Source organism: Streptomonospora halophila, assembly GCF_039542725.1.
Lineage (GTDB): Bacteria > Actinomycetota > Actinomycetes > Streptosporangiales > Streptosporangiaceae > Streptomonospora > Streptomonospora halophila.
Genome location: NZ_BAABIK010000007.1, coordinates 184106 through 203561 on the forward strand (window position 1 = coordinate 184106; position 19456 = coordinate 203561).

General features: G+C 75.4%; 18 protein-coding genes. 8 read left to right on the top strand and 10 right to left on the bottom strand.

All coding sequences use genetic code 11. The features are described from left to right. The first annotated feature begins 408 nt into the window (after positions 1-408). The 3 genes from ABEA15_RS08705 to ABEA15_RS08715 all read left to right on the top strand — a co-directional run bounded on the left by ABEA15_RS08705 (position 409) and on the right by ABEA15_RS08715 (position 5326). Positions 409-3528, top strand: a complete 3120-nt coding sequence (locus tag ABEA15_RS08705; protein ID WP_345556216.1) for an FAD-binding and (Fe-S)-binding domain-containing protein — start codon at positions 409-411, stop codon at positions 3526-3528. Further along, positions 3525-4640 carry an enolase C-terminal domain-like protein gene (locus tag ABEA15_RS08710; protein WP_345556217.1) on the top strand — a complete coding sequence of 372 codons (1116 nt, stop codon included), beginning with the start codon at positions 3525-3527 and terminating at the stop codon, positions 4638-4640. Before ABEA15_RS08705 ends, ABEA15_RS08710 begins: the two co-directional genes overlap by 4 nt. 146 nt (positions 4641-4786) lie before the next feature. After that, a complete protein-coding gene (locus ABEA15_RS08715) occupies positions 4787-5326 on the top strand; it encodes a DUF1697 domain-containing protein (protein ID WP_345556218.1) in 540 nt (179 codons plus the stop codon). Positions 5327-5353: 27 nt separating this feature from the next. On the opposite strand, the gene ABEA15_RS08720 is transcribed toward ABEA15_RS08715, so the two are convergent. Next, a complete protein-coding gene (locus ABEA15_RS08720; protein ID WP_345556219.1) occupies positions 5354-6538 on the bottom strand; it encodes a low temperature requirement protein A in 1185 nt (394 codons plus the stop codon). Between the two features lie 490 nt (positions 6539-7028). On the opposite strand from ABEA15_RS08720, the gene ABEA15_RS08725 reads away from it, so the two are divergent. Together ABEA15_RS08725 and ABEA15_RS08730 are read left to right on the top strand one after the other, a co-directional pair. Then, positions 7029-7682, top strand: coding sequence for an SCO family protein (locus ABEA15_RS08725; RefSeq protein WP_345556220.1), 654 nt, complete (start codon positions 7029-7031; stop codon positions 7680-7682). Between the two features lie 265 nt (positions 7683-7947). Then, positions 7948-9285, top strand: a complete 1338-nt coding sequence (locus ABEA15_RS08730) for a Dyp-type peroxidase (RefSeq protein WP_345556221.1) — start codon at positions 7948-7950, stop codon at positions 9283-9285. 469 nt (positions 9286-9754) lie between these two features. Here the strand turns inward: ABEA15_RS08730 and ABEA15_RS08735 are convergent, their stop codons facing one another. The 3 genes from ABEA15_RS08735 to ABEA15_RS08745 form a co-directional block, all read right to left on the bottom strand. Next, entirely contained in the window at positions 9755-9967 is a 213-nt protein-coding gene (locus tag ABEA15_RS08735; protein WP_344143272.1) for a helix-turn-helix transcriptional regulator, read from the bottom strand. 151 nt (positions 9968-10118) lie between these two features. Further along, a complete protein-coding gene (locus ABEA15_RS08740; RefSeq protein WP_345556222.1) occupies positions 10119-10973 on the bottom strand; it encodes an ABC transporter permease in 855 nt (284 codons plus the stop codon). Then, complete coding sequence (locus ABEA15_RS08745; RefSeq protein ID WP_345556223.1) at positions 10970-11938, bottom strand: ABC transporter ATP-binding protein; 969 nt, start codon at positions 11936-11938, stop codon at positions 10970-10972. The genes ABEA15_RS08740 and ABEA15_RS08745 overlap by 4 nt, the downstream gene beginning before the upstream one ends. Before the next feature lie 363 nt (positions 11939-12301). On the opposite strand from ABEA15_RS08745, the gene ABEA15_RS08750 reads away from it, so the two are divergent. Further along, on the top strand, positions 12302-13510 hold the full coding sequence (locus ABEA15_RS08750; protein ID WP_345556224.1) for a cytochrome P450: 1209 nt from the start codon (positions 12302-12304) through the stop codon (positions 13508-13510). 300 nt (positions 13511-13810) lie between these two features. On the opposite strand, the gene ABEA15_RS08755 is transcribed toward ABEA15_RS08750, so the two are convergent. The 3 genes from ABEA15_RS08755 to ABEA15_RS08765 form a co-directional block, all read right to left on the bottom strand. Next, positions 13811-14092 (bottom strand): DUF2277 domain-containing protein, encoded by a 282-nt coding sequence (locus tag ABEA15_RS08755; RefSeq protein ID WP_344143215.1) that lies wholly within the window; start codon positions 14090-14092, stop codon positions 13811-13813. A 95-nt stretch (positions 14093-14187) separates the two neighbouring features. Next, positions 14188-14841, bottom strand: a complete 654-nt coding sequence (locus tag ABEA15_RS08760; RefSeq protein WP_344143217.1) for an endonuclease — start codon at positions 14839-14841, stop codon at positions 14188-14190. Positions 14842-14908: 67 nt separating this feature from the next. Beyond that, the gene (locus tag ABEA15_RS08765) at positions 14909-15547 is read right to left on the bottom strand and encodes an NAD(P)-dependent oxidoreductase (protein WP_344143218.1); all 639 of its coding nucleotides are present in this window, start codon (positions 15545-15547) and stop codon (positions 14909-14911) included. A gap of 305 nt (positions 15548-15852) precedes the next feature. Between ABEA15_RS08765 and ABEA15_RS08770 the strand changes: the two genes are divergently transcribed. Next, positions 15853-16518, top strand: coding sequence for a sulfotransferase family protein (locus ABEA15_RS08770; RefSeq protein ID WP_345556225.1), 666 nt, complete (start codon positions 15853-15855; stop codon positions 16516-16518). 46 nt (positions 16519-16564) lie between these two features. On the opposite strand, the gene mmuM is transcribed toward ABEA15_RS08770, so the two are convergent. The 3 genes from mmuM to ABEA15_RS08785 all read right to left on the bottom strand — a co-directional run bounded on the left by mmuM (position 16565) and on the right by ABEA15_RS08785 (position 19095). Continuing rightward, positions 16565-17455: a homocysteine S-methyltransferase gene (mmuM, locus tag ABEA15_RS08775; protein ID WP_345556226.1), complete on the bottom strand. Its 891-nt coding sequence runs from the start codon at positions 17453-17455 to the stop codon at positions 16565-16567. Between the two features lie 87 nt (positions 17456-17542). Then, positions 17543-18391: an urea carboxylase-associated family protein gene (locus tag ABEA15_RS08780; protein WP_344143223.1), complete on the bottom strand. Its 849-nt coding sequence runs from the start codon at positions 18389-18391 to the stop codon at positions 17543-17545. 56 nt (positions 18392-18447) lie between these two features. Beyond that, positions 18448-19095, bottom strand: a complete 648-nt coding sequence (locus ABEA15_RS08785) for a ThuA domain-containing protein (RefSeq protein ID WP_345556227.1) — start codon at positions 19093-19095, stop codon at positions 18448-18450. A gap of 146 nt (positions 19096-19241) precedes the next feature. Here ABEA15_RS08785 and ABEA15_RS08790 point away from each other — a divergent pair, with 146 nt between their 5' ends. Next, positions 19242-19442, top strand: coding sequence for a DUF397 domain-containing protein (locus ABEA15_RS08790; RefSeq protein WP_345556228.1), 201 nt, complete (start codon positions 19242-19244; stop codon positions 19440-19442). Positions 19443-19456 lie beyond the last annotated feature (14 nt).

Here is a 19456-nt window from a genome sequence, read left to right on the forward strand (position 1 = left end):
CATCCTCACGCTAGCCGGGGGGTGTGACAAGAGTGGAGGATGCGCCCTCGCGGCGGTCCCCGCGGACCCGGTCGAGTGCGCAACGCCCGCAGGTGCGGCGGATGCCGCCGCCCGGTGCCGCAGGAGCGGTAGGGGCATTGGTGAAAGGCTTACCGAAACAACGACCTTTACATCGTAGATTTATTCGATGGCTTCCGGGGCGCTCCGCTGCCGCGGTCGCGGCGGGCGGGGTGTTTGCCGCGCCCCGCTGCGGTCAGCCGCGTCCGTGGGAGCCCGCGGCCCGCCCGACGGCGTGCGCGGCCGCGCGGCTCCGCCGAATCGAGCACGTCCGGCGGCCGCCGGTGCGCGTGCCACCGCCCGGCGGTCGCCGCGGTGCCGGCAGCGGCGGCCCAGCGGAAAGGGGACCTGGTGACCGCGCACGACACCGAAGCCGCCCGAGCCGACCGCTCCGAGACCGCGGCGCCCGTCGACGCCGAGGCGCTGCGCAAGGACCTGGTCGACCGCGTGGACGGCGAGGTCCGGTTCGACCACGGCACCCGCTCGATCTACGCCACCGACGCCTCCAACTACCGCCAGATCCCCATCGGCGCTGTCGTCCCGCGCAGCGTGGAGGCGGGCATCGAGGCGGTCGCCGTGTGCCGCGAACACGGCGCGCCGCTGCTCTCCCGCGGCGGGGGCACCAGCCTGGCGGGCCAGTGCTGCAACACAGCGGTGGTCCTCGACTGGTCCAAGTACTGCAACCGCCTGCTGGAGGTCGACCTGGAAGGCGGCACCGCCACCGTCGAGCCCGGGATCGTCCTCGACGACCTCAACGCGCGCACGCGCGAGCAGGGCGGGGTGATCTTCGGACCGCAGCCCTCCACCCACGACCGCTGCACCCTCGGCGGCATGATCGGCAACGACTCCTGCGGGTCGACGGCCCAGGCCTACGGCAAGACCTCGGCCAACATCCGCCGACTGGAGATCCTCACCTACGACGGCTGCCGGATGTGGGTGGGGCCCACGAGCGACGCGGAGTACGAGCGCATCCAGGCCGAGGGCGGCCGGCGCGCCGAGATCCACCGCGAGCTTCGGGAGCTCGCGCAGCGCCACGGCCAGGCGATCCGGCGCCGCTTCCCTGACATCCCGCGCCGGGTGTCGGGCTACGGCCTCGACTCGCTGCTGCCGGAGAACGGGTTCGACGTGGCCCGCGCCCTGGTGGGCTCGGAGGGCACGCTGGCCACCGTGCTGCGCGCCCAGCTGCACCTGTCGCACGAGCCGCCGGAGCGCACGCTGGTGATGTGCGCGTTCCGCGACGTGTTCGCCGCCGCCGACGCGGTGCCGCGCGTCCTGGAGTTCGAGCCGATGGCGCTGGAGGGCATCGACGACAAGCTGGTGTCCTTCGAGCGCCGCGAGGAGCTGAACGGGCAGGCGCTGGGCATGCTGCCCGACGGCGCCGGCTGGCTGATGGTGCAGTTCGGCGGCGACTCCGCCGCGGAGTCGCGGCGGCGCGCCGAGGACTTCGAGCGCGCGATGGCCGGCGCCGACGATGCGCCGGCGGTGAAGATCTACGACGAGCCCGGCGCCGCCGCGGCGATGTGGTCGGTGCGCGAAGGGGGCCTGGGCGCGACGGCGCGTGTTCCGGGAGAGCACGACACCTGGCCGGGCTGGGAGGACTCGGCGGTGCCGCCGGAGCGCTTCGGCGACTACCTGCGCGACCTGCACGCGCTGATGGAGGAGTTCGGCTACGCGCGGCGCTCGTCGTTCTACGGCCACTTCGGGCACGGCTGCCTGCACACCCGCATCCCCTTCGAGCTGACCACCGCCCGCGGGATCGCCGACTTCCGCGGCTTCGTGGAGCGCGCCGCCGACCTGGCGGCGCATTACGGGGGCTCGTTCTCCGGCGAGCACGGCGACGGCCAGGCGCGCGGCGAGCTGTGGCCGAGGATGTTCGGCACCGAGCTGATGCCGGCCTTCGCCGAGATGAAGCGGATCTTCGATCCCGGCGACCGGATGAACCCCGGCAAGCTGGTGGGCCCCGAGGGGCACCGGCCCGCCCGGCTCGACGAGCACCTGCGGCTGGGCGCCTCCTACTCCCCCGACCATCCCCCGACGCACTTCGGCTATCCCGACGACGACGGCGACTTCCACCGCGCCACGCTGCGGTGCGTGGGCGTGGGCTCCTGCCGCCAGGACAGCGGCGGGGTGATGTGCCCCAGCTACCGGGTGACGCGCGAGGAGGCCCACTCCACCCGCGGGCGCGCCCGCATCCTCAACGACATGCTGCGCGGCGACGTGATCACCGACGGGTGGCGGTCCGCGGAGGTGAACGACGCGCTGGACCTGTGCCTGGCGTGCAAGGGGTGCAAGAGCGACTGCCCGGTCGACGTGGACATGGCCACCTACAAGGCGGAGTTCCTGTCCCACCACTACTCCGGGCGCCTGCGCCCGGGCTCCCACTACTCGATGGGCTGGCTGCCGCTGTGGGCGCGGCTCGCCACGGCCGCCCCGGAGGCGGTGAACGCGCTCAGTGCGGCGCCGCTGCTGGCGAAGCCGGCCAAGCGCATCGGCGGCATCGCCGCCGACCGGCCGATCCCCGCGTTCGCGCCGGTGCGGCTGCGCGACGCCTTCCGCAGGCGCCGGCGGCGCCGGGCCGGCCGCACCGGGCCGGCGACGCGCGGCGAGGTGGTCCTGTGGCCCGACACGTTCACCGACAACTTCCACCCGGAGGTCGGCGCGGCGGCGGTGCGCGTGCTGGAGAGCGCCGGTTTCGAGGTGCGCATGCCGCGCCGCACCCTGTGCTGCGGACTGACCTTGATCAGCACCGGGCAGCTGGACACGGCGCGGCGGGTCGTCTCGCGCACCGTCGCGGCGCTGCGCGAGGACGTGCGGGCCGGGGTGCCCGTCGTGGCGCTGGAGCCCTCCTGCACGGCGGTCTTCCGCGCCGACGCCCCCGAGATGTTCCCGCACGACGAGGATGTGGCGCGGCTGCGCGAGCAGACCTTCACGCTCGCCGAGTTCCTGAACGCCCACGCCCCCGACTGGGAGCCGCCGCGCCTGGAGCGCACGGCGCTGGCCCAGCCGCACTGCCACCAGCACGCGATCATGGGCTTCTCGGCGGACCGGGAGCTGCTGGAGCGGGCCGGCGCCGACGTGGACGTGCCCGACGCCGGCTGCTGCGGCCTGGCGGGCGACTTCGGCTTCGAGGACGGGCACTACGCGGTGTCGATGGCCTGCGCGGAGGAGGGGCTGCTGCCCGCGGTGCGCGGAGCCGACCCCGAGGCGCTGGTGCTGGCCGACGGGTTCAGCTGCCGCACGCAGATCGAGCACGCGGGCACCGGACGCGAGGCCGTGCACCTGGCGCAGGCGCTGGACATGGGGCTGCGCGGCGGCGCGCCGGGCCGACTGCCGGAGTCGGGGGCGCCGCGCATGACCGAGCGGCGGCGGGCGCCCGCCTACGACATCGACGCGATCCGCGAGGAGGCGGTGCGCGCGGGCTCCTCCGGCGCCTTCGCCACCGGTTCCGGACGGACCGGGGCGGGAGCGTGAGCCCGGTGGACGGCGACCCGGCGATCGACGGCGTACGTGCGGCGGCCTACACGGTGCCCACCGACCGGCACTCCGCCGACGGCACGCTGGCCTGGGATTCCACCACGATCGTGGTCGTGCGCGCCACGGGCGGCGGCCGCGAGGGGATCGGCTGGACCTACGGGCCGCCGGCCTGCGCCGGGATCGTGCGCGACCAGCTCGCCGGCGTGGTGGCCGGCCGCGCGGTGCTGGACGTGCCCGCGACCCTGGAGGCCATGGTGCGGTCGGTGCGCAACGCCGGGCGGCCCGGCGCGGTGGGCTATGCGATCTCCGCCGTCGAGACGGCGCTGTGGGACCTGAAGGCGCGCCTGCTCGGGCTGCCCCTGCACCGGCTGCTGGGCGCGATGCGCGACGAGGTCCCGCTGTACGGCAGCGGGGGGCTGACCTCCTATGGCGACGACGAGCTGCGGCGGCAGCTGCGCGGCTGGGTGCACGAGGAGGGCTTCACCCGGGTCAAGATCAAGGTCGGCGAGTCGTGGGGGACGCGGGAGCGGCGCGATCTGCACCGCGTGGAGCTGGCCCGCGACGCGGTCGGCGACGACGCGGAGCTGTTCGTGGACGCCAACGGCGCCTACACCGCCAAGCAGGCGATCCGCGTGGGGCGTGGGCTGGACGCGGCCGGCGTCCGCTGGTTGGAGGAGCCGGTCTCCTCCGACGACCTCAGCGGGCTGCGGCAGGTGCGCGAGGGTGTCGCGATGGACGTGACGGCCGGAGAGTACGGCTGTACCGTCGACTACTTCGAGGACATGTGCGCCGCCGAGGCGGTGGACTGCCTGCAGATCGACGCCACCCGCTGCGGCGGGGTGCTGGAGTTCCTGCGCGCGTGCGCGGTGGCGGCGGCCCACGGCCTGGACAACTCCGCGCACTGCGCCCCCTACCTGCACCGCCACGTGGCGGCGGCCGCGCCGCGGCTGCGGCACGTGGAGTGGTTCCACGACCACGTGCGCATCGAGCGCATGTTCTTCGACGGCGCCGACGCGCCGCGGGAGGGGATGCTGCCGCTGGATGCGCAGCGGCCGGGCCACGGTGTCGAGCTGCGTGAGGCCGATGCCGAGCCCTACCGCGTCGCGTGAGGGACGTACCGGACTGCCGACTCCCCGCCTTTACACCGTAGATTAACTGAGCGGTGCGGGCGAGGCGGATCGTCACCGCCGGTTGATAGTCTGCCTCCTCCGCCGCCGGCCGGGGCGGCCCGGGGAGCCGAGAACGGGAGGACGCGGTGGCCAGGTACGCGGCCCTGCTGCGGGGGATCAACGTGGGCGGGCGCAACAAGGTCCGCATGGCCGATCTGCGCGCGCTGCTGGGCGGGCTGGGCTACACGGACACGGCGACGCTGCTGCAGAGCGGCAACGCCGTCTTCAGCGCCGACGGCGCCGATCCCCGCGCGATCGGCGCCGCGATCGAGGGGGCGCTCGCCGACGAGCTGGGGCTTGCGGTCGCGGTCGTCGTGCGCAGCGCCGCCGACCTGCAGCGCGTCGTCGGCGCCGTCCCGTTCGCGGTCCGCGACCCGGCCAAGTGCGCGGTGGCGTTCCTGGACTCACCCGTCGACCGGGAGCGCCTGGCGGCCCTCGACAGCGCCGCCTACGCGCCCGAGGAGCTGGTTCCGGGCGAGCGCGAGGTGTATCTGTACTTCCCCGACGGCCTGGGGCGGGCCAAGCTGACGCCGCTCCTGGACCGCTACCTGCCCGCCCCGGTCACCGTCCGCAACTGGAACACCACCACCCGGCTGCTGGAGCTCGCCCGCGGTGCCCCCGCCTGATCCCCCGCCCGAGGCGGCGCGGCGGGCTCAGCCGGAGGACCGGGCCCCGGCGGCCGAGCGCGAACGCGCGGTGAGTACCGCCAGCGACGCCATCACCACCAGGACCGGCAGGGTGACCGCGGCGACGGGCAGGTGGTCGTGCCAGACCGCGGCGACGGCGCCGATCACCGCGAGCAGCGCGGCGGCGATGAAGCGGGAGCGGGCGATCCGGCCGAAGCGGGAGCGCAGGAACAGCAGGTTGCCCGCCAGGTAGATCAGCGGCCCGCCGACCGTCACGAGCGCGAGGCCGGGGGTGAGGTGGTCGTGGGTGAGCCGCAGCTCCATGGACACCGCGACCACGATGGCGCCGAGGACCATGAGCGCGTGGGCGTAGGCGAACGCGAAGCGCAGCGCTCCCGTGCCGCCCTGGCCCGCGGTGACGTCGTGGCCGGCCAGTGCGAAGTAGTTCCACCACAGCACCGTGAGCCCGGCGAAGCCCAGCAGCAGGCTGAGCAGGTTGCCCGCGTCGACCACCCCCTCGTCGGCCAGGGCGCCGCCCATCAGCAGGATGGACTCGCCCAGGGCGATGATGAAGACCAGCCGGTTGCGCTCGGCGAGGTGGCCGGGATCGGTGTCCCAGCGTTCCATCGGCGCCCTGACCACGCCGGGGATCGTGAAGTCCACCAGCGGCGCCGCGTAGTCGATCGCCACCGCCAGCAGCCACACCCACAGCCGCACGTCCGGCGGCAGCAGCGCGCCGGCGATCCAGAAGACGCCGGCCAGCGCGGACCAACTCAGCAGTGCCCGGTAGTTGGACGCCGTCTGCCCGCCCTTGAACGCCAGGATCATGAACACCGGGCGCAGGATCCCCATGAACACGAAGCAGCCGGCGAACAGCAGTCCCGCGTCGCCGAAGGCGTAGGGGATGGCCACGGCCATGCCCAGCGACGCCAGCATCAGCACGGCGTTGAGCAGCTGGACCGCCGTGTTGGAGGGGTTCAGCCAGTTCATCGCCCACGCGGTGTAGTTCCACCCCCACCACACCGCGGCGAAGACGACCGCGGTCTCGGCGAAGCCGTGCCAGCTGAGGTGGTCGATGAGCACGTGCGAGAGCTGGATGATCGCGAAGACGTAGACGAGGTCGAAGAAGAGCTCGACGGGTCCCACTTCGGAGCGGCGGTCGGCGTGGCGGGCGACTCCGCGCCAGGGGGGTGCGGCGGATTCTGCGGTCATGGCGTCCATGGTGGTGTCTCGTCGGCGGGTTCGCACGGTCCGCGGACCGTGTCGCCGGGCGCTGACCACTCCGGCGACCGGTAGCGCCCGCGGGGCGCCGACGCGGTGTACCGCTCCCCCGCCGTTCCGTACCGGGCGCGCCTGGCCGCGCGGCGGCGCTCCGCGGCCCCTCGGGAAGGCGCCCCGGTGACGCTCTCGTGCGTGGCGGGCCTCCGGTCGCGGGCGCGGAGCGGAGACCGACCCCGGATCGCCGGTGCCCGACGGCGGCGGTAGCGTCGCCTCCGAGGCGCGCGTGCACGCGGATCTGCTCCGGCGGAACGCGCTGCGCTGCGGTTTCGCCGGTTCTGCGCACGGGTGCGGCGCCCGTCCGCCGCCTTCGGGGCGGGTGCGGCGATGCGCGGCTGCCGGGGCGCGGCAGTGCCGGCGGGGCGGGTGTGTGCGTCCCGCGGCGCCGATCGAGGGTCAGACGGTAGAGGGGTTGTGCTCGACGATGAGTGAGCGGCAGCGCGGCGTCGGCCGCGCCGGGCTCGGGGCGGCGGCGGTGGCGGCGGCGGCCGTGCTCGCGGCCGCGGGCTGCGGCACGGGCGAGCAGGCGCAGGGCACGCAGGGCACCCAGCAGCGCGAGGGCCCCTTCATGGAGGTCGCGGAGAGCGCGATGCCCGCGCCGCAGTACGAGTTCTCCACCGCCGAGGGCGAACCGTGGGCGTTCGGCGACGTCGCCGAGAACCGGCTCACGCTGCTCTACTTCGGCTACACCAGCTGCCCGGACGTGTGCCCCACCACCATGGCCGACATCGACGCCGCGCTGCAGCGGATGGGCGGCACGGCCGAGAAGTTCGACGTCGTGATGGTCAGCACCGATCCCGAGCGCGACACCGGTGAGCAGCTGCGCGGCTGGCTCGACTCGTTCAACCCGGAGTTCACCGGCGTACGCGGCCCCATCGACGAGGTCGTCGCGGCCGCCGAGGCCTACGGCATCCCGGTCGAGAAGCCGAAGAGGACCGACGGCGACTACCAGGTCAGCCACGGCGGCCGCGTGGCCGTGCTCGACGGCGAGGGCGCGGCCGTGGGCTTCTTCGACGAGGGGACCCCGCCCGAGAGGATGACCGACGTGCTGCCCGGGCTGGCCGAGGAGCGGCTGTGAGTTCGCTCGGTCAACCTCTCTGCCGCCAACGGCGCCTTCGAGGTGGTGTCGGTCTTGCCGTTGCCTTGACGGGTGGCGGGATCGTTGCACCGGCTCAGGACGCGTGCGGCACTGGAGCGCTTCCGGCGGACGCGGGCGTCGTCCCGGGACCACGGGGTGGCCGGCGGAGGAACCGGGAACGGGGTCGGCGCCCCGGCGGTGGAGCACGGCCGGCCGGTGGCGGGCGGCGGAGACGAGCAGCCGCAGGCGAGGAGCACAGCAGGCGATGAGCGAGGGCGAGTCCGGGCAGGACGCCGGTGCGCCGCAGGAAGCGCCGAAGCAGGACCCGCGGTCCGGCGTCTCGCGGCGCGGGCTGCTCGCGCGCGTGGGCGCCGCGGCGCTCATCGGCGCCGGGACCGGTCTGGGTGCGGGCGAGGTGCTGTCGCCACGCGCGGACACCGCCGCCGACACCGGGACGCCGCCGCGGCTGCGGATGTCCGGCGCGCACGCCCCCGACGGCGGTCCCGGCCGCCTCCAGACCGGGATCACCGGCACGCCGCCGGCCTTCGCGCACGTGCTCGCGCTCGACCTGGCGGGCTCGGGCGGCGAGGGCGGCTCCTCGGCCGCCGACACCCGCGAGCGGGCGGCGGAGGTGCTGCGCGCCTGGACCGCGGCCGCCGACCGGCTGCACGAGGAAGGTCCGGCCGCCGCGCTGCCCGGTGCCCCCTCGGCCGGTCTGCTGCCGGCGTCGCTGGGCGTGACCGCGGGCCTCGGCGCGTCCCTGCTCGCGGCCGCCGGCCTGCAGGACGCCCGGCCCGAGGCGATGGCCGAGCTGCCGTCGTTCTCCACCGACGCGCTGCGCGAGGAGTGGTGCGGCGGCGACCTGCTGCTGCAGGTCGGCGCGGAGGACCCGGTGGTGGCCGCCGCGGCCGTGCAGCACCTGCTGGGCCGGGCGGGCGGACGCGTGCGCGTGCGCTGGTCGGTGCGCGGGTTCCGGCGCACCGCCGCAGCCGCCGAGGACCCAGGCGCCACGCCCCGCAACCTGATGGGCCAGATCGACGGGACCAACAACCCCGCGCCGGAAAGCCCGCTGCTCCAGCGGACCGTGCAGGTGGGCCGGGGCGTCGGGCCCGAGTGGATGGCGGGCGGCAGCTACCTGGTCGTCCGCCGCATCCGGATGCTGCTGGACGACTGGTTCGGCGAGGACGTCGGCCACCGCGAGCGCGTGATCGGCCGCGACCTGCCTACCGGCGCACCGCTCGGGCAACAGCGCGCCGGAGCCGAGGTGGACCTCACCGCCAGGGACGCCGAGGGCCGGCCCCGCATCCCCGAGCACGCCCACATCCGGCTGGCCAGTCCGCAGAACAACCTGGGCGCCCGCATGCTGCGCCGCGGCTACAGCTTCGACGAGGGCTGGCGCGGCGACGGCACCCGCGACGCGGGCCTGCTGTTCATGGCCTGGCAGGCCGACCCGGCCCGCGGTTTCGCGGCGGTCCAGCGGAACCTGGCCGACGCGGGCGACGCGCTCAACGAGTACACCCGCCACGAGGGCAGCGCCCTGTTCGCCGTGCCCCCGGCGGCGCGCAACGGCGGCTACCTCGGCCAGGACCTGCTGGAGGCGTAGGCGCGCGCCGGGGACCGCGCAGCTCGGAGCGTGGCCGACGCCGGGCGCGCGCCGAGGCCCCCCGGCGCGCTGCACGCGCCCCGTCCGAGGGCGGGAGCCGGCATCACGCCCGGCCGGCGTCGCGCCGCCCGAGCCCGCCGCGCACGGGCGCGGCCTCCCCCGATCCAGGGAAGACGCGCTCTTACACACGCTCGGCCGAACCCGGGCAACCCCCAGCCATCGGGCGCCGCCGCCGAAGGCGGCCCCCGACCCGCCACCCAGCCGCCTCCCGACCCGAACCGGTCGAGAAGACCGCCACACGAGACCGCATCGCGCCCGTCACCCCCGGCCCCCCAGAACCCGGAAACGCCCATCGACGGGCAGCCGCCCCGCCGCCCGCGGGCGGCGGGCTCGGATGGTTTCGTGCGTTCCTCCCGCGTGGGGTCGCCTGCCCCCGGCCCCGCGCCGACAGAGCGGGGCCGGGCCGGCGTCAGTCTCCGATGCGGGGGAACGGTTCGGTGGAGAAGACGACCTCGACGGGGACCTCGAAGTACCTGGCGATGCGCAGCGCCAGGTGCAGGCTGGGGTTGTACTCCCCGCGCTCCAGGTAGCCCACGGTCTGGTAGTGCACACCGAGTGCGTCGGCGAGCCGGCGCCGCGAGACGCCGCGTTCGGCGCGCAGGACGGCGATGCGGTTGTGGATGCGCTCGGGCTCGGCCCCTCCCCCGCCGGCGCGCCCTCCGCCACCGCTGCGCCGGCCGGCGCGGCCGCCGGCGGGCTCGTCTGCAGGGGCCTTCTCCGCGGCCCGATCCTCCGCCGCCCCCGGCACCGCAGACTCCTCGGTGCCGCGCACCTCAGCCACGCTGCATCGCCCTTCGGCGGCCGGCTTCGACGCGGGCGCCGGACTGGCGCCGGGCCATGCGGCGCAGGACGGGCACGGCCACCAGGAACCCCGCGACCGCCCACGCGGCGAGCACCAGGGCGGCCTGGTCCAGGCGCCAGGACTGGACGATCTCCACGACCAGCATCGAGTCCGGCAAGAACGCCGAGCGCATGCCGAGCGCGATCCAGTACAGGGGCAGGGCCTGGGCGATCCACTGCATCCACTCGGGCAGGGAGCCGGCCTGGTAGAACACGCCGGAGATGCCCATCACCGCCATGAACGGGAGCATGAGCACCGACATCACCGCCCGCGGACTGGTGATGAGCGAGCCCGCGACCGCACCCAGCGGAGCCGTCGCGAGCAGCCCCAGGACCGTGACCCAGGCGACCGTCGCCCAGCCGACCGGGCCGCCCATGGTGAAGCCGTCCAGGAGCAGCGTCGCCAGGACGACCAGCACGGCGACGAGCGAAGCGGTGACCAGCACGATGTGCACCGCCTTGCCCACCAGGTAGCCGACCATCCCCTTGGGCACGGCCTTGGCCCGCAGCAGCGTGCCGTCCTCGCGCTCGGTCGCCAGCAGCGAGGCGACGGTCAGCACCCCGCTGATGCTCACGGTGAGGCCCATCAAGCCCGGCATCCACATGTTGGCGATGGGCACGTCGGTGCCGGCGACGTGCCGGCCGCGCATCATCAGCGACACCGCCACGAAGACGACGATCATGCCGAAGTGGCTGAGCAGGTCGTCCTTGCTGGTCATCGAGTGGCGGAACTCGGTCACGCCGCGGGCGAGCCCGGCGCGCAGGGCGGTCAGGGCGGGGGTGTTCATCGGACCTCCTCCGCGAACGCCGAGGCGGCCGCGCGGGCGTCGCCGGTCTCGTGCCGGTGTACCAGGGTCATGTAGGCGTCCTCCAGGCTGGCGCGGCGGACTTCGATTCCGGCGACCTCGTCGCCGGAATCGGCCAGCAGTCCGCGCAGGAAAGCGGTGGCGTCGGGGGTGGAGTGCACGAACCGCTGCCCGCCGCGGGTCCACTTGACCTCCGCGTCGGCGGGCACCTGGGCGGCGAGCTGGTCGGCGGTCCCCTGGGCCACCACCCGGCCGCCGGCCAGGATGAGGATGCGGTCGGCCAGCTTCTCGGCTTCGTCGAGGTCGTGGGTGGTCAGCAGGACCGTGGTGTCCTCGTCGGCCAGTCCGTGGACGAGGTCGTGGAAGTCGCGGCGGGCCTCGGGGTCGAACCCGGCGGTGGGCTCGTCCAGGAACAGCACCTCGGGGCGGCCGACGATGCCGATGGCGACGTCGAGGCGGCGCCGCTGGCCGCCGGAGAGCGTGTTGATCCTGCGGCGCGCGCAGTCGGTCAGCCCGACGGTCTCCAGCAGCTCGTCAACGGGGCGCGGCCGGACCCGGCCGGGCTCGGAGTAGGGGGCGTAGAAGCGGGCGACGTGCGCGAGCAGTTCGTCGACCCGCCAGCGGCCGTGGTCGCGCCAGGACTGCATGACCACGCCCAGCCGGGCGCGCCAGCGCTCGTCGCCGGTAGCGGGGTCGGCGCCGAGCACGGCGACCTCGCCGGCCGAGCGCGCCCGGAATCCCTCCAGGATCTCCACCGTGGTGGTCTTGCCCGCGCCGTTGGGCCCCAGCACCACGACGACCTCGCCGCGGCGGGCGCGCAGGTCCACACCGCAGAGCACGTCGTGGTCGCCGTAGCGCATCCGCAGTCCCGACACCTCGATGGCGGCGGCGCCGCCAGGGGCGCCGGACGGCGCCTCGGCGCGCGTGTCCTCGTCCACCATGGCCATATAACTCCTATCTCCCATATATCGACGACTACTGTTTATAGCACTCCTACTACGTAATTGCCAAGGTGTACGAGAACCTGCAAGTGAGGGGTTCTCCGGCGGCAGACGAGGCGCACGCGCACCGCCGAGACGGCGGCGCGCTTGCCGGGGCCGTGCTGCTCGGCCATCATCGCCGCAGCGAGACCGCCCCCAGCCCGCCGCCGCAAGGAGACCCCCGATGCCGACGCGTCGCGGAGCGCCGGGCGGCCCGTCCGCTTCAGCCCTGCCCGCGGCGAACGCAGACCAGCCGAGCCCGGCGCCGCCGGGGTTCTGCCGACCCACCCGGCGGTCAGGGACCGACTCCCAGAAGAAAGGTGAGGACGCATGGACTTCGCCGCGCTCGACGCCTTCCAGCGCGACCCCTACCCCCACTACGCCAGGGCCCGCCGAGAGCCCGGGCTCACCTTCGTCCCCGAGCTGGACGCGTGGCTGGTGGCGCGCTTCGCCGACGTCCGCGAGGCGCTGGCCCGCCCCGACGACTTCTCCTCGGCGGGAGCGCTGCGCCCCGACGCCGTCCCCGGGCCCGAGGCGCGGGCGGCTTTGGCCGAGGGCGCCGGAGCCGGCGGCGTGGTCCTCTCCTCCGACGGACCGGCGCACCGCCGCTACCGCGCGCCGCACACGCGCGGCCTCTCGGCGGCCCGCGTCGACGCGGCAGAGGAGTTCATCCGCGAGCGCACCGCCCGTCTCGTGGACGGCCTCGCCGCCGACGGGGGCGCCGACCTGGTGGAGCGGCTCGCACGACGGCTGCCCGGCGAGGTGATCGGGCACCTGATGGGCCTGGACCCCGGCGACGTCCCGGCGGTCGTGCGCGGCGGCTACCTCGCGACCGACCTGGCGTTTCGCCCTTTGGACACCGGCGGCCAGGTCGCGGCCGCGGAGGAGATCGCACGGCTGCAGCGCCGGATGGAGGATTACGTGCGCAGCCGCCACGCCGAGCCCCGCGACGACCTCATCACGGCCTTCGTCCGGGCGCTGGCTCCCGGTGCGCAGGAGCTCACCCGCGAGCAGAGCGGCGAGTGCGTCTCGTCGCTGCAGAACCTGCTGCTGGCCGGGCACCTGACCACCAGTGCGCTGATGGCCTCGATGCTGCTGCACCTGCTGCGCCGGCGCGAGCAGTGGGAGGCGCTGTGCGAGGACCCCGGGCTGATCCCCGACGCGGTCGAGGAGTGCGCCCGCTTCGACTCCCCCATCCAGGGGTTCCGCCGCCGAGCCGTGCGCGAGACGGTCCTGGGCGGTACGGCGCTGCCGGAGGGCGCCGTCCTGTTCGTCTCCTTCGGTGCGGCCAACCGCGACCCCGCGCAGTTCGCCCGGCCCGACCGCCTCGACATCACCCGGCGCCCGCAGCGCCACCTGGGGTTCGGGCACGGCGTCCACGCCTGCCCGGGCGCGCGCCTGGCCCGCGCGCAGCTGAGCGCGGTCCTGCGCGAGCTGACCCGGCGGCTGCCCGGGGCGCGGCTCGATCCCCACGCGCGGATCAGCATGCTGCCCACCATGATCCACCGCTCCCCCGAGCGCCTGGACGTGCGGTGGTGAGCGGAGCGCCCGGCGCATGAGGGCCGGGCGTTGCGGAGGACGGCCGCGATCGTCGCCGCACGTGCCCGGCACCCCGGAAACCGCGTGGGCGCGCATGCTGAACCGGTCGCGGCGGCGCACGACCCGCGCGGCGCGGTGCGTCAGCGCGCCGCCGGCGCCACCGGGCGCGGCCCCGGCGTCCGCTTGCCCGATCCGGGCGCGCGTAAGCACGACGGCGGCGCCCCCGCGAGCGCCTCGCCACCCGTGCGCGACCCGCAACCGGGACCGCCCGCCGGGCGACCGCCGATCGGCGGCGGTACCTCAGGCCGACGCCGCGTCGCCGTAGCGGGACCGGGCGCGCTCGCGGGCGCGGGCGGCGTCCTCCTCGCGCGAGCGCGGCGGTGCGGTGGTGGTCAGCGACCCCAGCAGCTCGCCGGTGGCGGCGGCCACCGCCTCGACGGCGCGGTCGAACGCCGCGCGGTTGGCGGCCGAGGGGTGCGTACTGCCGCTGATCTTGCGGACGTACTGCAGCGCGGCCTCGCGGACCTCGTCCTCGGTGGCGGGCGGTTCGTAGTTGTACAGGCGGTGGATGTTGCGGCACATGCCTCCACGCTACGCCGCGCCGCCGACATTCGCCGCTTGTGGCGAGGCGGCCGCTCCGGCGCGCCCGCCTCGCCGCGACGGGGTGCCGGAGCAGGTCAGGCCGCCTGCGGCGCCACCCGCTCGGCCAGGTCGTCCCGGCGGGCGACGCGCACCAGGCCCGCGCAGAGGGAGGCCAGTTCGTCGCCGCCGACCAGCTCGGCCAGCGCGCCGCCGTCGTCGGGCAGACCGACGCGGGCGGCGCCCTTGCGGACGAGCTTGTCGACGTAGGGCCGCAGCCACGGCCACACGTGCTGCACCTCGCGGCAGAAGATGTCGGAGCCCGTGGGCCCCACCCCCTTGAACTCCTGCAGCGCCTTGGCCAGGCGGGTGCGGCTGCCCTCCGCCTCCTCGGCGATCCGGCGCAGGTCGCCGCCGTAGCGCTCACGTGCGAGTTCGGCGCAGTCGCCCAGCCTGGTCGCGGTGCTCTCGTCGTAGCGGACGTAGCTGCCGCGCCCCAGCGCGTCCACGCGCTGCTGCCAGGTGAGCCGGGCCATGCCGTCGGGCGTGGTGCCGCCCGCCTCGTTCAGCTCCCGCGCGGCGGCCGCGGCGATGTCGGCCGAAATGCGCGCCGAGGCCAGGTTGGCCAGTACCAGCAGCTGCCACAGCGGCGCCGGCCGGTCCGCCAGGCGGATACCGGCCTCGCGGGCCATCGTGCCCCCGGCCTCGCTGATCACCTGTCGTGCGATGTCCTTCTCGCGTTTGGCGGCCATGGCGGCCTCCTCCTTGACGTCGGTGCCCTGCGGCCTCCGGCGGCCCGGCCGGGCGGCGCCGGATCGCTCAGTTGCCCACGGTGAAGCGCTCGTCGGGGTGCCGGGGCGACTCGATCTCGTCGACGAGCGCCACGGCGTAGTCCTCGGCGCTGATGCGGCTGGTGCCCTGGGCGTCGGCGACCAGCCGGTGGGTGTCGGTGCGGTAGCCGCCGGTGCGCTCGCCCGGCTCGACGACCGCCGGCGGACTGATGTTGGTCCAGCCGACGTCGGTGACGCCGCGCAGGAACTCCAGGGCCTCGCCGTGGGCGTGCATGGTCGCCAGGACGTCCTCGGGCAGCCCGGGGGTGTCCCACACCCGCTTGCCCGGGGCGGCCTCCAGGCTTCCCGCGCCGCCGACCATGATGAACCGGGGCCGGTCCTCCAGATTGCGCAGCGCCTCGACGATCGTGCGGGCCGCGGGCTCGACGACGCTGCGGTGGCCGTCGCCGCCCACGGCGCTGACCAGGACGTCCTGGCCGCGCGCCGCCGCGGTCACGTCGCCCGGGTCGAGCACGTCGGCGGTCGCGACGGCGAGCCGCTCGCCCTTGTGCGGCAGGCGCGTGCGGTCGCGTGCCAGCGCGGTGACCCCGTGGCCGCGTGCGAGGGCCTCGTCGACCACGCGGGATCCGATCATCCCGCTCGCTCCGAAAACGGCGATGTTGGCCATGGCGGGCCTGCCTTTCGTCGTCGGCGCCCGCGGCGGGGCCCGGCGCGGACGCGGACCGGGCGCCGCGCCGGGCCCCTGCGCGTGCGGGCGGAACTCCCTCGTCGTTGCTCGCGCGGTTCCGCTACCCAGCACCGTCGCCGGTAGCCGTCCGGACCGCGGAGGCCGCACCGGCCGCGGCTACCCTCCCCCGGCCCGGCCCAGACCTGTTCGCGGCGGCCCGATCCGGCCGGTGCGGCACCGTCCTGGCGCGGGCCCGGCGGGAAGGACGACTGCGCGAAACCCCGACAGGACGGAAAGGGCGGACGATGGTCCAGATCATCGGTGCGGGGCTGCCCCGCACCGGAACCAGCTCGATGAAGGCGGCGCTGGAGCAGCTCGGCTACGGTCCCTGCTACCACATGTTCGAGCTGCTCTCCCATCCCGGGCACCTCTCCCGGTGGCAGCACGCGCTCGAGGCCGAGCCGGTCGACTGGGACTCCGTCGTGCGGGGGTACCGGGCGGGCGTGGACTGGCCGTTCTCCCACTTCTGGCGCGAGCTCGCGGCGGCCTACCCCCGGGCGAAGGTGGTGCTGACCGACCGCGACCCGCGCCGCTGGTACGCGAGCATGTCCGCGACGATCTTCCGGATGGCCGAGGGGATGCTCGCGGGGACCTCCGCCGGCCCGCGGGAGGCGGAGCTCTTTGAGATCCTGCACCCGATTTGGAGCTCGCTCTTCGGCGAGGCGGCCGGCGTCCCCGGTCGGGAGCAGGCGCTCGCGGCGTTCGAGCGGCACCGCGCCGAGGTCGTCGAGGCGGTGCCCGCCGAGCGGCTGCTGGTCTACCGCCTCGGCCAGGGCTGGGGTCCGCTGTGCGGGTTCCTGGGCGCCGACGAGCCCTCCACCCCGTTCCCGCACCTCAACGAGACCGAGGTGATGCACCGGGTGATGGGCGAGGTCCGGGCGGGCGGGGACGTGGCGCCGCCCTTCGGCTGAGGGCGGCGCACGGGCCCGCAGTCCCCGGCTCGGCGGGACCGGGCGCTCAGTCCAGGTGCGCGCGGATCCGGCGGACGTGCTCGGGTGTGGTGCGGCAGCACCCGCCGATCAGCCGCGCGCCGGCGCGCCGCCATTCCCGGGCCGCCGCGCCGAACGCCGCGGGGGCGCGGGCGCCGCGCCAGGTGCGGGCGCCGGCATCCCAGATCTCGCCGGAGTTGGGGTAGGCGACCGCGGGCACGCCCCGGACCCCGCTGACCAGCTCGGGGATGTGGCGCGGCGCGGTGCAGTTGGCGCCGACGGCCACCACCTGGTCGTGTCCGGCCAGCAGGGCGGCGCATTCGGCCAGCGGCGTGCCGTCGCTGATGCGCTCGCCGTCGCGGCAGCTGAAGCTGAACCACGCGCGCACACCGGGGGTCTCCGCCAGCAGCCGGACGAGGGCCTGCGCCTCGGTGCAGGAGGGCAGGGTCTCGCAGGCGAGCAGGTCGGCGCCGCTTTCGGCGAGCAGGTGCCAGCGTTCGCGGTGCCAGTCGGCCAGCGCGTCGGCGGTGCCCGCCCGCGGGCCGTAGTCGCCGGTGTACTCCGATCCGTCGGCACGGGCGGCGCCGTAGGGCCCGACGGAGGCCGCGACGATCCCGCCTCCGGCCTCGTCGCGGGCCTGGGCGGCCACCTCCACCGAGCGGGCGATCAGGGCGCGGGCCTCGCCGCGGCTCAGCCCGCGGGCGGTGAACCCGGGGACCGAGGCCTGGTAGGACGCGGTGATGGCGACGTCGGCTCCGGCCGCGAAGAAGTCGCGGTGGGCGCGGCGGAGGACGGCGGGGTCGTCGTGCAGCAGCCGCGCCGACCACAGCTCGTCGCGCAGGTCGCAGCCGAGGTCCTCCAGCCGCGTGGCCAGTCCGCCGTCGAGCACGAGCGTCCGCTCGCCGGGCAGGGCGTCCATACCGCCAGCGTATGCGGCGTCGAGCGGTCCGGCCGCGGCCAACCGGTCCTCCGCGGTCGGACCGTCCACGGGCGCCCGCGCCGCCGCTCAGCCGGCGTCCGCGCCCCACTGGGGCCGGTGCAGGCCGTGCAGGCCGGCGTAGTCGGCCCGTCGCGGCGGCGACCAGCCGTCGAGCAGCTCCTCCGGCGGGCGCAGCACCTCCACGGCCAGCGGGCGGCACACCTGGAGCGGGTCGCCGGCGTTCGGGCCCCACAGGTCCACCGACAGGTCGCCGCCGGGGCAGGTCGACAGCGCCATCAGCAGGTCGGTCTCGGCGAAGAACGCGATGTGGTCGCCCGCCCGCGCGGGGCTGGCCTTCATGAAGTACCGGTCCTCGTCGTTGAGCCCGGTGCACTGGAAGACGTTGAGGACGTCGTGCACGTCGAACTCGGTGAGCCCGTAGGGCATGACCGCGCGGGTGAGGTTGGAGTGGCAGTGGAAGTCGAAGTCCCCGCCGGTGAGCATCCGGTTGACGTAGGGGTCGCAGCGGGTGCCCAGCAGGTCGTGGACGCGGCCGCCGTCGGCGTCGGTGCCGTGGTCGGCGAGGGTGTCGGCGGTGACGGTGGCCAGCGGCCGCAGGAAGGGCAGCGTGGACCACAGGCGGTCGTAGGTGGTGATGTGGGCGGCCTGCAGCTGCCGGGTGCGCGAGGCCCACAGGCGCTCGCGGGGGTCGTGCCGGTTCCAGATGTTCAGATCGCCCACCTGGGGGCCTTCAGGGGTGCTGATCCGGCACAGGTGGCCGGCGGGCACCTCCCAGGCGCGGCCGGAGCGGATGGGCAGGGTGAACGACTCCGCGGTCGCGCACTCGGCGGCGGCCAACCGCGCGTAGAAGGCGCGGTCCACGTCGAGGGCCCCTCCGGGGCCGGACCCCTGGTAGGCGGCGGGCGGTGATGCCATCGTCGTTCTCCCTTCGGATCGGCCCGGTTCCGGACGCCGTGCGCTGCGACCAGCGGTTACCATGCGGCGGCATAGCGTATACCGCCGAGCAGGTGGGCGCGGAAGCCCGGGTCGTCGTAGGCGGACGCGGGGTGGCCCAGGGCCGTGTAGAAGGAGCGCCCCGCGCCGACGCCGCGGCACCAGGCGACGGGGTGGCCCGGGCCCATGCCCCCGCCCTGGTAGCTGGCCTCGTCGACGGCGAGCAGGACCCGCACGTCCGCGCGCGGGTCGCGGTCGAAGTCGTACCACTCGTCGGTGAGCGTCCAGGTCGCGCCCAGGTGGGCGGTGGCGGGGTGGTCGCCGTCCTCGACGCGCACCCGCGCGGGCTGGACCTCGGGGTGGCGGGTGAAGCGGGCGCCGACGAGCTCGGCGTAGAAAGGCCAGTCGCGCTCGGCGGTGGAGGCCGCGTGGACGCCGCAGAAGCCGCCGCCGGAGCAGACGTAGTCGGCCAGTGCGGCCCGTCCGGTCTCGTCCAGGACGCCGCCGGAGGGGCTGAGGAACACCACGGCGCTGTAGCCGTGCAACCGGTGGCAGGCGGCGGGGTCCTCGGAGGCGTCGACCGCGAATCCGCGGCTCCGGCCGAGCTCCTCGACCGCGCGGATTCCGGCCGGTATGGAGTCGTGGCGGTATCCGGCGGTGCGGCTGAACACGAGTACTCGTTCCATGTGTCCACACGCTACTCGCGGGCGGTCACGGCCCCGCGGGGCGGGCACGCGGCGCCCGGCGGCGCCGTTGCGGGGCGGGGCGGGGCGTGGTGCACTCGGGGGTGCGCGGCAAAGGCCGCGGTGCGTGGCGGATCCGGGGAGGCGCCGTGCTGGTCGCTCAGGCGGGATGGGTGCGCAGCCGCCGCTCGTCGGCGGTGGGCAACTGCGTGGAGGCGGCGTTCACCGGGGACTCGGTGCGGGTGCGGGACTCGGCGACGCCGGATCCGCCGCAGCTGGAGTTCGCGCCCGGCGCATGGGCGGAGTTCGTGCGCTGGAGCGCCGCCGCCGCGCCGGTCGAGGGCGGCTGAGCGGGCTCTGGGCG